The following is a 13,137-nucleotide window of genomic DNA, read 5'->3' on the forward strand; positions in this document are numbered from 1 at the left end:
GATGACCCAAGCAACGGCACCGGCGGCGAGTACCTCGCCGCCGGCCTCGCCGGCCTCCCCGAAGGACGGCCGGACCGCCGACCGGTCCCTGGCGCGCCGGCTGCTCGCCCGCCCGGAGATCGGCGCCCTCATCGCCGCCGTCGGCGTCTACGCGTTCTTCTTCGCCGTGGCCCCCGCCTTCCGCGACGCCGGCTCCCTGGCCACCGTGCTCTACCAGGCGTCGGTCATGGGCATCATGGCGATACCCGTGGCCCTGCTGATGATCGGCGGGGAGTTCGACCTGTCCGCCGGTGTCGCCGTCACCACATCGGCGCTCACCGCCGGCATCCTCAGCTTCCAGCTCTCGACCAATGTGTGGACCGGCGTCCTCGTCGCACTGGTCGCCTCGCTCGCCGTCGGCGCGTTCAACGGCTGGCTGCTCGTCTGGACGGGACTGCCCAGCTTCCTCATCACACTCGGCTCCTTCCTGGTCCTCCAGGGCGCCAACCTGGCCGTCACCAAGATCTTCACCGGCAATGTGGCCAGCGACTCGATCAGCGACATGGACGGCTTCGACCAGGCCAAGAAGGTCTTCGCCTCCGAGATCGGCATCGGCGGCGTCAACTTCAAGATCACCATCTTCTACTGGCTGATCTTCGCGGCGGCGGCCACCTGGCTGCTGCTGCGCACCAAGATCGGCAACTGGATCTTCGCGGTCGGCGGCAACAAGGAGAGCGCCCGCGCCGTCGGCGTGCCCGTCGACTTCACCAAGATCGCCCTGTTCATGGGCGTCGGCGCCGGCGCCTGGTTCGTCGGTATGCACCTGCTGTTCTCGTTCAACACCGTGCAGTCCGGCGAAGGCGTGGGCAACGAGTTCCTGTACATCATCGCCGCGGTCATCGGCGGCTGCCTGCTCACCGGCGGCTACGGCTCCGCGATCGGACCCGTCATCGGCGCCTTCATCTTCGGCATGGTCTCGCAGGGCATCGTCTACGCCAACTGGAACCCCGACTGGTTCAAGGCGTTCCTCGGCGTGATGCTGCTCCTTGCCGCCCTCGTCAATCTGTGGGTCCGCCGCCAGGCGACCCGGAGGTGATCTGATCCCATGACAACCAACGGATCCTCGCCCAGCGCGGTGCCCGTCGAGGAGACCGCCCCCGAGGACGGCACACCCGTCGTCGAACTCCGCGGGGTCGGCAAGTCGTACGGCAACGTCCGCGCCCTGCACGGGGTCGACCTGACCGTCCGGCCCGGCCGGGTGACCTGCGTACTCGGCGACAACGGTGCCGGCAAGTCCACCCTCATCAAAATCGTCTCCGGGCTGCACCGGCACACCGAGGGCGACTTCCTCGTCGACGGCGAGCCGACGCACTTCGCCACCCCGCGCGAAGCTCTCGACCGGGGTATCGCCACCGTCTACCAGGACCTCGCCACCGTGCCCCTGATGCCGGTGTGGCGGAACTTCTTCCTCGGCTCCGAGATGACCCGCGGCCCCTGGCCGCTGCGGCGCCTCGACATCGCACGGATGAAACGGACTGCCGACGAGGAACTGAGCGCCATGGGCATCGTCCTGGACGACCTCGACCAGCCCATCGGCACCCTCTCCGGCGGCCAGCGCCAGTCCGTGGCCATCGCCCGCGCCGTCTACTTCGGCGCCCGCGTCCTCATCCTGGACGAGCCGACCGCGGCGCTCGGCGTCAAGCAGTCCGGAGTGGTGCTGAAGTACATCGCCGCCGCCCGCGACCGTGGCCTGGGAGTCATCTTCATCACCCACAATCCCCACCACGCCTTCATGGTCGGCGACCACTTCGGCGTGCTGCGCCTCGGCACCCTGGACCTGAGTGCCGACCGCAGCGAGGTGAGCCTCGAAGAGCTGACCAACCACATGGCGGGCGGCGCCGAACTCGCCGCGCTCAAGCACGAGTTGGCGCAGGTCCGCGGCGTCGACGTCGACAGGCTGCCCGAGGCGTCCGACCTCCTCACCTCCGCCGCGGCGACCGACACCCGTACCTCTGCCACGGCAACCGAAGGGAACCCCTGATGACCACCGCCCTGCACCGTATCCGCGTCGGCTCCGCGCCCGACTCCTGGGGCGTGTGGTTCCCGGACGATCCCCAGCAGGTGCCGTGGGAGAGGTTCCTCGACGAGGTCTCCGGCGCGGGCTACGAGTGGATCGAGCTGGGCCCGTACGGCTATCTCCCGTCCGACCCGGCCCGCCTCACCGACGAGGTCGACAAGCGGAGCCTCAAGGTCTCGGCCGGTACGGTCTTCACCTCGCTGCACCGCGGCCCCGCCGTCTGGGACGCCACCTGGGAGCACGTCGGCCAGGTCGCCTCCCTCACGCAGGCGATGGGTGCGAAGCATCTTGTGGTGATCCCCTCCTTCTGGCGCGACGACAAGACCGCGGAGATCATCGAACCGCCGGAGCTGACCGGCGAACAGTGGGCCCACCTCACCAAGGGCATGGAACGCCTCGGCCACGAGGTCAAGGAGGTCTACGGCCTCGACATCGTCGTCCACCCGCACGCCGACACCCACATCGACACCGAGGCACACGTCGAGCGCTTCCTCGACTCGACCGACTCCGACCTGGTCAACCTGTGCCTCGACACCGGGCACTACGCCTACTGCGGTGGCGACAGCGTCAAGCTCATCGAGACCTACGGCGAACGCATCGGCTATCTGCACCTCAAGCAGGTCGACCCGGACATCCTCGCCGACGTCCGGGCCAACGAAGTGCCCTTCGGACCCGCCGTGCAGCGCGGCGTGATGTGCGAACCCCCCACCGGCGTGCCCGATTTGGGACCCGTCCTGACCGCCGCGCAGCGCCTCGGCGTCGACCTGTTCGCCATCGTCGAGCAGGACATGTACCCCTGCCCGCCGGACAAGCCGCTGCCGATCGCCGTACGCACCCGCCAGTTCCTCCGCTCCTGCGGCGCCTGAACCACTCGAAGGGACCACCCACCACCATGACTCAGCGTGGAACGCTCGGCGTAGCCGTCGTCGGTACCGGGCGCATGGGCGCCGACCACGTCCGCCGCATCACCGAGGTGATCAGCGGAGCGCGCGTGACGGCCGTCGTGGACATCGACGCCGAGCGCGCCAAGGGGCTCGCCGACGGCATCGACGGCTGCACCGCCTACACCGACGCCGCCGCGGCCATGGCAGCCGACGACGTCGACGCCGTCCTCATCGCCTCACCCGGACCCGCCCACGAGGCGGCCCTGCTCACGGCCTTCACCCACGACCTGCCGGTGCTGTGCGAGAAGCCGCTCACGCCCGACGCGGCCTCCGCCCTGCGGGTCCTCGAAGCCGAACAGCGGCTCGGCCACCGGCGGGTCCAGGTCGGATTCATGCGGCGCTACGACAGCGAGTACGCGCGGCTCAAGGCGCTCCTCGACAGCGGACGGCTGGGCCGCCCGCTGATGCTCCACAACCGGCACCGCAACGCGGCATCCCCCTCCTTCTTCACCGGCTCCATGCTCATCAGCGACTCCGTCGTCCACGAGATGGACGTGACCCGCTGGCTCCTCGACCAGGAGATCACCGCCATCACCGTGCTGCGGCCACGGCCCTCGGGGAACGCCCCCGACGGCCTCCAGGACCCTCAGTTCGTCGTCATGGAGACCGACGGCGGCGCCCTGGTCGACGTCGAGATCTTCGTGAACTGCGGCTTCGGCTACCAGGTCAAGGCGGAGGCAGTCTGCGAACGCGGCACCGCCCGCATCGGCGACGAACACGCCCTGGTCACCGAGGCGGACGGGCGCTGGGGCGGCACCGTCGCGCCGGACTTCGTGGAGCGCTTCGAGGACGCCTACGACCGCGAGATCCAGGCGTGGGTGGACGCCACCCGGCGCGGCGAGGTCACCGGGCCGAGCTGCTGGGACGGCTACGCGGCGACCGCCGTGAGCGAGGCGGGCGTCCGCTCCCTCACGGAGGGCCGCCGCGTCGAGGTCGACATGATCGACCGGCCGGCCCTCTACCGCTGACGAACGGGCGGCAGCCGGAACGAACGGGGCGGGAGCGAGGAACGACCTCGGCTCCCGCCCCGTGGGCATTCGATGGCGGCAACCCGGCTCAGGCGGCCCGCACTTCGTCGATCCGTACCGGACGGTGCTCCCGCAGGGACAGCGCGCACGCCTCCGCGATCCAGCCCGCCTCCAGCGCGTCGGCGACCGTGCACGGAGAGGTCCGCCGACCGGCGACGACCTCGGTGAACGCGGTCAGTTCGGCGCGATAGGCGGCGGCGAACCGGTCCATGAAGAAGTCGTACGGGGTGCCTCCGGGGAAGGACACGCCCGGCTCGACCGAGCGCATCGGCAGCCGGTCCTCCCAGCCGACGGCGACACTGTCCAGGAAGCCGTGCAACTCCAGCCGTACGTCGTGACCGCGCGCGTTGTGGCGGCTGTTGGAGACCACGGCCAGCGTGCCGTCGTCCAGCGTGAGGACCGAGGAGACCGTGTCCGCGTCGCCCGCAGCCGCGATGAAGTCGGCGCCCCGGTTGCCGCCCGCCGCGTACACCTCCACGACCTCACGGCCCGTCACCCAGCGGACGATGTCGAAGTCGTGGACCGCGCAGTCGCGGAAGATGCCGCCGGAGGCCGCGATGTACGCGGGCGGGGGAGGGGCCGGGTCGAGCGTGGTCGACCGTACGGTGTGCAGCGCGCCGAGTTCGCCGGCGAGCACGGCGGCGCGAGCGGCGACGAACCCGGCGTCGAAGCGCCGGTTGTAGCCGATCTGGATCTCGACGCCGCTGCCTGCGACGGCTTCGAGCACCGCGACGCCCTCGCTCATGGTCCGGGCGACCGGTTTCTCGCAGAAGACCGGGACCCCCGCCGCCACGGCGGCCAGGACGAGCCGAGGGTGCGCGTCGGTCGCGGCGGCGATCACCACGCCGTCCACACCGGACCTCAGCACGGCCTCCGGCGAGTCGGCCACCTCCGCGCCGAACCGCTCGCCGGCGGCCTTCGCCGCGTCCGCGAACGGGTCGGCGACGACAAGGGAATCAACCGCGTCGAGCCCGGAAAGGGTCTCCGCGTGGAACGCGCCGATACGGCCGAGGCCCATGATGCCGATACGCATGATGCAGTGGCTCCCATTTCTGCTGGATCTGTTGTTGCCGGGACATCGGTTGCCGACCGGTGCTCAGTCGAGCCGGCGTTCAGTCGAGTGCCCCGAGGACGTTCTGGTCCCAGTCGATGACCGAACCGGTGACCACACCGCTGCGGTCCGACAGGAGGAGGACCACGAAGTCGGCGATCTCGTCGGGCTGTCCGAGCCTGCCCATCGGCACCCGCCGGGCGGCCTGTTCACGCCAGTCGTCGCCCGCGCCGTGGAACGCGCGCTGCGTGGCGTCCTCGCCCTCCGTCGCGGTCCAGCCGATGTTCAGCCCGTTGATCCGGACCCGGTCCCAGCGGTGCGCGTGCGCGGCATTGCGCGTCAGACCCACCAACCCCGCCTTGGCGGCCACGTACGGCGCGAGGAAGGGCTGTCCGCCGTGCGCCGACGAGGTGATGACGTTGACGATCGTGCCGGGCGCGCCGCGCGCGACCATGTCCGCGACGGCGGCCTGCATGGCGAAGAACGGGCCCTTGAGATTGACCGCGACATGCGCGTCGAACAGCTCGGGTGTCGTGTCGAGGAGGGTGCCCCGCGAGGTGAGCCCGGCCGCGTTGACCAGGCAGTCGATCCGGCCGTGCGCCGCGACCACCCGCGCCACGGCGCCCTTCGCCTCCTCGGCGTCCGCCAGGTCCGCCCGTATGTACATGGCCTTGGCGCCGGCGGCGGCCAGCTCGGCCACCAGGGCCTCGCCGGGTTCCGGGCGGCGCCCGGTGACGGCCACGGCGGCGCCCTCGCGGACGGCGGCGCGGGCGACGGCCGCGCCGATGCCCTGGCTGCCGCCGTTGACCAGGACGACCTTGTCCTCAAGAAGTCCCACCAGTTGTCCCCTCAGAAGTCCCATGGATCCAGGTCCCTTTCAGCGTCTCCGCCGGCTCGTGTCAGCTCGGTTCAGCTCGTACGGCGTTCGGCACCGGCCCGCAGCGCCTCACGCAGCGCATCGGGCGTCCACTCCTCACGCACCGCGCGCCGCACGACATCCGCCTGAGACGGCGGCGCCAGGCCGTCGACCGGGGGATCGAGGTCGAGGTTGGTCGGGAACGGATAGCCCTCGGCGCAGGCCGCGACCACGGTCTCCAGCCACTCCTGGCCCGCGCCTTGGGCCTTGCGCCGGAGGAGTACGGGGAACACGGCGTTCACCACGGCCTCGCGGTCCACCGTCTCCATCGCCCGGCCGAACGCGGAGGAGACCTGGAGCAGATTGGCCATGCGCCGGATGTCGGCGGAGCGATTGCTTCCGGCGGCGTGGAAGAGAGCGGGGTTGAAGAACGCCGCGTCCCCCTTCGCCAGCGGCAGTTGCACGTGGTGGGCCTCGAAGTACGACCGGAACTCCGGGAGCCGCCAGGCCAGATAGCCGGGCTCGTACTTCTGCGAGTGCGGCAGATACAGCGTCGGCCCCGACTCGACCGGCATGTCGCAGTGCGCCACAGCGCCCTGGAGCGTCAGCACCGGCGAGAGGCGGTGGACGTGCGCGGGGTAGGCGGCGGCGACGTCGTTCGGGAGGAAGCCGAGATGGTAGTCGCGGTGCGCCGTCTGCGCGGCACCGCCCGGGTTGACCACATTGATCTGCGAGGTGATCTGGTACGCCGGGCCGAGCCAAGCCGTCGAGACGAGGGCGACGATGTCGTTGGCGTAGTAGTCGGCGAACGCCTCGGGCGCGCGCCGGGCCATCTTCTCCAGCGCGTTCCACACCCGGTCGTTCGTGCCCGGCGCGGCGAAGTGGTCACCGGCGTCCACGCCCGACGCCCGCTGCTCGGCGATCAGCGCGTCGAACGCGTCGCCCGCCCGGTCGACCACACCCGCGTCCCCGTACGCGCGCCGGAACACCACGATGCCGGGACCTTCAGCGAACGCGCGTACCAGCTCGGCACGGACCGCGCGCCGCCCCTCGCCGGTGGCCACGGCCGCCCGCAGCCGTTCGCTGTCGTAGACGAGGACGTTCCGCTCCACGCCGTCGGCGTACGGGAAGTCACCGGGGTCGGTCGTCTGCTCGACCAGCGCGCGGAAGGCGTCCAGATCGCAGTCGTCCTCGGACAGCCAGGCACGGGGGCGTACGGGAGTGAGGGACATCGTCGTCTCTTTCGCTGACGGAGCGGCCGGTGGGATGGTGTCATTCTTGTCAGGACAAACCCTTCGTACAACCAGCAAGAACCCATCAAAAACCCCTCAAGGAGATCCCGTGGGCCACCCTTATCCCCTCCGGGAGATCGCACGTCAGGCGGGCCTCAGCGAGGCCACCGTCGACCGGGTCCTGAACGGCCGGGGCGGGGTGCGTGAGAGCACCGCGCGGGAGGTGCGCCAGGCCATCGAGGACCTGGATCGCCAGCGCACCCAGGTCCGGCTCGTCGGCCGCACCTTCATGGTCGACATCGTGATGCAGGCGCCCGAGCGGTTCTCCACCGCCGTACGGGCCGCCCTGGAGGCCGAACTGCCGTCCCTGCACCCCGCGGTGGTGCGCTCACGGTTCCACTTCCGTGAGACCGGCCCGGTGGACCGGCTGATCGCGACCCTCGACCGGATCGCCCGGCGCGGCTCGCAGGGCGTCATCCTCAAGGCACCCGACGTCCCCGACGTCACGGCGGCCGTCGGCCGGCTGACCGCCGCGGGCGTACCCGTCGTGACACTGGTGACCGATCTGCCCGCCAGTACGCGCCTCGCCTACGTCGGTTTCGACAACCGTGCCGCCGGGGCGACCGCCGCGTACCTGACGGGCCAGTGGCTCGGGGACCGGCCCGGCCATGTGCTCACGAGCCTCAGCAGCGGCTTCTTCCGGGGTGAGGAGGAGCGCGAGATGGGTTTCCGGAGCGCCATGCGGGCCGCGCACCCGGACCGTGCCCTGGTCGAGATCGCCGGGGGCGACGGGCTGGACACCACCCAGTACGACCTTGTCCGGGCGACGCTGGAACGCGACCCGGACATCAGGGCGGTGTATTCGATCGGCGGCGGCAACGACGCCACGCTGCGGGCGTTCGAGGACGCGGGCCGTGCGTGCGCCGTCTTCGTCGCCCATGACCTCGACCACGACAACACCCGGCTGCTGCGCGCCGGCCGGCTGTCCGCCGTGCTCCATCACGATCTGCGGCAGGACATGCGCGAGGCGTGCCGCATCGTCATGCGCGCCCATGGCGCCCTGCCGCCCGCCGGGCCCACCCTGCCGTCCGCGATCCAGGTGGTCACCCCGTACAACATGCCGCCGCAGGCAACAGCCTTGTGACGGTCGGCCGTTGGGGCCGACCGCCCCTTCCCCCTCACGTCGCCGTCGACTCCGGCTCCGGCGTGACCCAGGCGCCCGTCTCGGCCGAGCGGGACATGGCGTCGAGCGCGGCGGCGCTGTGCACGGCGTCGGAGAGCGTGGTCCCGTACGGAGTGCCGTCCGCGATCGAGCGCAGGAAGCGGTACGCCTCGATGACCTTGAGGTCGTCGTAGCCCATGCTGACCGCGGCGCCCGGCTGGAAGGCGGCGTACTCGCCGTGGCCGGGGCCGACGTAGAGGGTGCTGACCGGCTGGTCCTGGTAGGAACCGCCACGGCTGACGCCGAGTTCGTTCATACGGCGGAAGTCCCACAGGACCGCGCCCTTGGTGCCGTGCACCTCGAAGCCGTAGTTGTTCTGCTCGCCGACCGAGACCCGGCACGCCTCCAGGACACCGCGGGCGCCGGAGGTGAAACGCAGCAGACAGGAGACGTAGTCCTCGTTCTCCACCGGGCCCGGCGCGCCGCCCGTGGCCATCGCGTGCCCGGCCGTCGCCCCGCTGGGACGGGCCCGCTCGGGCAGGAAGATCGCGGTGTCGGCGGTCAGCGACGCGATGTCGCCGAGCAGGAAACGGGCCAGGTCCACGCCGTGCGACGCGAGGTCGCCCAGCACCCCGCTGCCGCCGCGCCCACGCTCGTACCGCCAGGTCAGCGCGGAGTCGGGATGGGCCGCGTAGTCGCTGAAGAGGCGGACGCGGACATGCGTCACCGTGCCGATCTCGCCGGACGTGATCAGCTCGCGGGCGGCCTCGACGGCGGGCGCGTTGCGGTAGTTGAAGCCGACCGTGCCCTGTACCCCGGCAGCGGCGACCGCCCCGGCGACCGCGCGGGCGTCCCCGGCGGTGAGGCCGACCGGCTTCTCGATCCAGATGTGCTTGCCGGCCTCGGCCATCGCGACACCGATTTCGCGGTGCAGGAAGTTCGGCGCGGTGATGCTCACCGCCCGGACCCGGGGGTCCGCGGCGACCTCGCGCCAGTCACGGGCGGTACCGGCGAACCCGAACCGCGCGGCGGCCTCGTCGGCCCGGCCCGGCACGTCGTCGGCGACCGTCACCAGCTCGGGACGTACGGCAAGCCCGGGGAAGTGGTGCAGCACGCGGGCGTACGCCTGGGTGTGCACGCGGCCCATCCAGCCGAAGCCGACGACCGCCACACCGATCGGCCCGCGGTCGGACCCCTTGCGCTCGCTGCCCTTGATGCCCTCGATCTCCATGAGCCACCACCTTCTTGGACCGGTCCAAATGAGTCGGCCCACCATGAGTGGCGCGCCGGACGGGTGTCAACACCCTCGACAACCTTTGACGCCGGTGAGTCGACACCTTTGACACCGGCAAAACGTCTCTGCGACAGTGCGAGACACCATGTGGAACGGTCCAAGCGATGACTGAGACGAACGGGCGCACGCAGCCCGACGGCCGGCCGACGATCCGTACGGTCGCCGAGCGCGCCGGTGTGTCCAAATCGCTGGTGTCGCTGGTGCTGCGCGGCTCCGACCAGGTACGGCCCGAGAAGCGCGAGGCCGTGCTCAGGGCCATGGACGAACTCGGCTACCGGCCGAACGCCGCCGCGCGCAGCCTCAGCGAGCAGCGCACCCGCACGGTCGGCGTCATCCTCCACGACCTGCGCAACCCCTGGTTCGTGGACCTGCTCGACGGCCTGAACTCCCTGCTGCACGACAACGGCCTGCACATGCTGCTCGCCGACGCCCGCCTCAACCGCCGCATCGGCCAGGACCTCACCCGCCCCTTCCTCGACCTCCAGGTCGACGGGCTGATCGCCGTCGGCACCCTGCCCGACCCGGCCGCGCTCGGCACGGCCGCCGCCCGGATCCCCGTGGTCGTCGCGGGCACCCGCGAACCCGCGCTGCACGGGGTCGACATCGTCGCGGGCGACGACGAGCACGGCGCGCGCCTGGCCACCGAGCACCTGATCGGACTCGGCCACCGCACCATCGCGCACATCGCGGGCCACGGAGCGGTCGGCGCGCTGCGCCGCGCGAGCTTCGAGGCCACGATGCGCGCCCACGGACTCTCCGACGGCGCGCTCGTGGAGCCCAGCGACATGACCGAGGAGGACGGCTACCGCGCCACCGTCCGGCTGCTCAGCGGAGCCCGCCGCCCCACCGCCGTCTTCGCCGTCAACGACATGGCATCCGTCGGTGTCCTGTCGGCCGCCGACGAACTCGGCCTGCGGGTGCCACGCGACCTGTCGGTGATCGGCTACGACAACACCAGCATCTCCCGGCTGCGGCACCTGTGGCTGACCACCGTCGACAACACGGGCCACGAGGTCGGCAGGCGCGCCGCCCGCTGCCTCCTGGACCGCTTCACCGACCCGGACCGCCCGGCCGAGGTGCGGCTGACGACACCCACCCTGGAAGTCCGCCGCACCACGGCCCCGCCCCCGCGGTAGGAACCAGCCGCCTCGGGGCTGCTACGTCCAGGCCACCCGCCTCGGGCACTACGTCCAGGCCGCGAGATACGCACCGATCCTGTCCCGCATGAACACGGACGACTCCCTGGCCCGCTCCTCCCAGGCGAAGACACACGCCGTGAGCGTGCCGTCGAAGTTGTTCGCCCTCAGCTCGCGGAACAGTTCGTCGAAGTCGACCTCGCCCTGCCCGATGTCCAGATGCTGATGGATACGCGCGGGCGTTCCGGGCGGGTTGAGGATGTAGCGGTTGCCGGACGACGCCGTGTGGTCGAAGGCGTCCGCGAGATGCACATGCGTCAGCAGGTCACCCGCGGACGAGATGATCCCCGGTGCGTCGTCGCCGATGTGGAAGGTGTGCGGGGCGCAGTAGAGGAACGACACCCGGGGGTGGTTGATGCCACGGATCAAGTGCAGCGCGTCGTGGCCGTTCTCGATGAAGTCGTCCGGGTGCGGTTCGAGGACGAGTTGGATGCCTTCCCGGTCGAAGAGAGGCAGCAGTTCGTCCAGCGACTTCCAGAACTGGGCCTCGCTGCGCTCGGCTGCCTCCGGCCGGCCGTTGAACTCCGAGATCATGCTGGTGACGCCGAGGTCTGCGGCGATTTGGATGGAGCGCTTCCAGTACCTCATGGCGGCCTGCCGGTCGTCCTCGTCGGGCCCCGACCAGCGGAACAGCGGCAGCAGAGAGGAGATGCCGACGCCCGCCGAATCCAGCGCCTTGCGGAACCGCCGGACCGTGCCGTCGTCCACGCGCGGGTGCCGGAAGAAGGGGATGAAGTCCTCGCGGGGGGACAGCTCGATCCACTCATAGCCCAACTCGGCCACCGCAGAGGGCAGTTCGAGCAGCGGTACATCGCGGATCATGTAGGGGTCGAGTGCGATTCTCATGGACCGTGTCACATGCCCTCGGTCGGGCGGGGGCCATCGCTGACCGGTGAGCCCCCGCAGTTGGGTGGTCCTGATGCTTCGAGGCCGAGGCGGGCCTCAGTCCTTGGCGGTACGGGTGGTGTCACTGGACGGTGACGGACTTTCCGCCGGCGTCGGCGGAGGCGACGACCGCTTCGAGGACGCGCAGGTTGCGCAGTCCGTCCGCGAGTGAGGGGCAGTGCGGCAGCCGGCTGAGCCCCGCGATCTGTTCGAGGAAGGCGCGTGCCTGCCAGACGAAGAACTCGTGCTGGCCGTGGCCCACGCTCGGGAAGTTCATCGGCAGACCCCCGGCGACGTAGGGGTGGCCGGGGCCGACGAGGACCTGACGGTAGCCGTTGACCGAAGGGGACACCGCGGAGTCGGCGAGGGTGAACTCGCCGGGGCGGGTCAGATCGAAGGCCGCGGCCCCGCCCTCCGCGAACACCTCGAAGCCCAGGGCGTTCGCCAGGCCGAAGGCGACGCGCGAGACGAGAAGGTGCCGACCGTGCCGGAGTCGAAGGTGGCGGTGAAGGTGGCGATGTCCTCGTTCTCGACGGGCCGCCGCTCCGCACCGACCGCCACGTCCGCCGAGTGCCCGACGGCGACGCCCAGCGGGACCGGACGGTCCGGCACCTGGGTCGACAGGACCGCGCCCTGCACACTGCGCACCGGACCGCAGAAGTACTCACCGAGGTCGACCAGATGGCTGCCGATGTCGGACAGGGCGCCGGAACCGGGGCCGCCGAGGTAGCGCCAACTGAGGGGCGCGTCCGGGTGGTGTCCGTAGTCGCACCAGTAGTGGCCGTTGAAGTGCCGTACGCGTCCGAGCGAGCCTTCCCGTACCTGCCGGTGGATGGCGCTGACGGCCGGTGAGCGGCGGAAGGTGAACCCGGTGGCCGCGACCAGGCCGCTGCCCTCCGCCGCCCGCACCATGGCCCGTGCGTCGGCCACGCTCGGCGCCAGCGGCTTCTCGCACAGCACGTGTTTGCCGGCGGCGAGCAGGGCCTCCACGATCTCGCGGTGCAGGGAGTTGGCGACGACCACGCTGACCGCGTCGATGTCGGGGGCGTCGGCGATCGCCCGCCAGTCCGTCTCGGCGCGCGCGTAGCCGTAGCGGCGGGCCGCGTCGACGGCGAACGGTTCGTGGGCGTCGGCGACGGCGACGGCGACCAGGCGTACCTCGGGCAGACCGGCGTCGTAGAGGGTCGACGCCGCCCGGTAGCCGTTGAGATGGGCGCGGCCGGCCATACCGGCTCCGATGACCGCCACTCCGATCGGTCTCGTGCTCATCGCGGATCCTCTCCAGCGCTGGCGGACTTTGTCCGGGCAACAGGTCTTTTTAAAGCGCTTTAAACACTGGTACTATGAGGCGCGTTTCGCGGGTGTGTCAAGGGTGTGGCGCGGTGCGCGAACCGGACGGCCGGACCGCCGGCCGGACAGGAGAACAGGTGGAC

At 71.0% G+C, this 13,137-nt stretch carries 13 protein-coding genes; 6 read left to right on the forward strand and 7 right to left on the reverse strand.

Features of this window, described 5'->3' with window-relative positions; genetic code table 11:
* The first annotated feature begins 1 nt into the window (after position 1).
* The 4 genes from ACIQNU_RS16550 to ACIQNU_RS16565 are packed head-to-tail and all read left to right on the forward strand — an operon-like array spanning position 2 to position 3,968.
* Complete coding sequence (locus ACIQNU_RS16550; protein ID WP_401366484.1) at positions 2-1,075, forward strand: ABC transporter permease; 1,074 nt, start codon at positions 2-4, stop codon at positions 1,073-1,075.
* Between the two features lie 9 nt (positions 1,076-1,084).
* Positions 1,085-2,020 (forward strand): ATP-binding cassette domain-containing protein, encoded by a 936-nt coding sequence (locus ACIQNU_RS16555; protein ID WP_401366486.1) that lies wholly within the window; start codon positions 1,085-1,087, stop codon positions 2,018-2,020.
* Positions 2,020-2,922, forward strand: coding sequence for a sugar phosphate isomerase/epimerase family protein (locus ACIQNU_RS16560; RefSeq protein WP_401366488.1), 903 nt, complete (start codon positions 2,020-2,022; stop codon positions 2,920-2,922). The genes ACIQNU_RS16555 and ACIQNU_RS16560 overlap by 1 nt, the downstream gene beginning before the upstream one ends.
* 26 nt (positions 2,923-2,948) lie before the next feature.
* Entirely contained in the window at positions 2,949-3,968 is a 1,020-nt protein-coding gene (locus tag ACIQNU_RS16565) for a Gfo/Idh/MocA family protein (protein WP_401366490.1), read from the forward strand.
* An 88-nt stretch (positions 3,969-4,056) separates the two neighbouring features.
* On the opposite strand, the gene ACIQNU_RS16570 is transcribed toward ACIQNU_RS16565, so the two are convergent.
* From ACIQNU_RS16570 to ACIQNU_RS16580, 3 genes are all read right to left on the reverse strand, one after another.
* Positions 4,057-5,061, reverse strand: a complete 1,005-nt coding sequence (locus ACIQNU_RS16570; RefSeq protein WP_401366491.1) for a Gfo/Idh/MocA family oxidoreductase — start codon at positions 5,059-5,061, stop codon at positions 4,057-4,059.
* Between the two features lie 79 nt (positions 5,062-5,140).
* Positions 5,141-5,917, reverse strand: coding sequence for an SDR family oxidoreductase (locus tag ACIQNU_RS16575; protein ID WP_401367106.1), 777 nt, complete (start codon positions 5,915-5,917; stop codon positions 5,141-5,143).
* 71 nt (positions 5,918-5,988) lie between these two features.
* Entirely contained in the window at positions 5,989-7,167 is a 1,179-nt protein-coding gene (locus ACIQNU_RS16580; RefSeq protein ID WP_401366493.1) for a phytanoyl-CoA dioxygenase family protein, read from the reverse strand.
* A gap of 109 nt (positions 7,168-7,276) precedes the next feature.
* On the opposite strand from ACIQNU_RS16580, the gene ACIQNU_RS16585 reads away from it, so the two are divergent.
* Entirely contained in the window at positions 7,277-8,311 is a 1,035-nt protein-coding gene (locus ACIQNU_RS16585) for a LacI family DNA-binding transcriptional regulator (protein WP_401366495.1), read from the forward strand.
* A gap of 34 nt (positions 8,312-8,345) precedes the next feature.
* On the opposite strand, the gene ACIQNU_RS16590 is transcribed toward ACIQNU_RS16585, so the two are convergent.
* Positions 8,346-9,560 carry a Gfo/Idh/MocA family protein gene (locus ACIQNU_RS16590; protein ID WP_401366497.1) on the reverse strand — a complete coding sequence of 405 codons (1,215 nt, stop codon included), beginning with the start codon at positions 9,558-9,560 and terminating at the stop codon, positions 8,346-8,348.
* A gap of 167 nt (positions 9,561-9,727) precedes the next feature.
* On the opposite strand from ACIQNU_RS16590, the gene ACIQNU_RS16595 reads away from it, so the two are divergent.
* Positions 9,728-10,759: a LacI family DNA-binding transcriptional regulator gene (locus ACIQNU_RS16595; RefSeq protein ID WP_401366499.1), complete on the forward strand. Its 1,032-nt coding sequence runs from the start codon at positions 9,728-9,730 to the stop codon at positions 10,757-10,759.
* Positions 10,760-10,807: 48 nt separating this feature from the next.
* On the opposite strand, the gene ACIQNU_RS16600 is transcribed toward ACIQNU_RS16595, so the two are convergent.
* The 3 genes from ACIQNU_RS16600 to ACIQNU_RS16610 form a co-directional block, all read right to left on the reverse strand.
* Entirely contained in the window at positions 10,808-11,665 is an 858-nt protein-coding gene (locus ACIQNU_RS16600; RefSeq protein ID WP_401366501.1) for a sugar phosphate isomerase/epimerase family protein, read from the reverse strand.
* 121 nt (positions 11,666-11,786) lie between these two features.
* A complete protein-coding gene (locus ACIQNU_RS16605) occupies positions 11,787-12,128 on the reverse strand; it encodes a hypothetical protein (protein ID WP_401366503.1) in 342 nt (113 codons plus the stop codon).
* Positions 12,092-12,973 (reverse strand): Gfo/Idh/MocA family protein, encoded by an 882-nt coding sequence (locus ACIQNU_RS16610; protein ID WP_401366505.1) that lies wholly within the window; start codon positions 12,971-12,973, stop codon positions 12,092-12,094. The genes ACIQNU_RS16605 and ACIQNU_RS16610 overlap by 37 nt, the downstream gene beginning before the upstream one ends.
* Between the last annotated feature and the right edge of the window lie 164 nt (positions 12,974-13,137).

This window comes from Streptomyces sp. NPDC091292, assembly GCF_044757265.1.
Classification (GTDB): domain Bacteria; phylum Actinomycetota; class Actinomycetes; order Streptomycetales; family Streptomycetaceae; genus Streptomyces.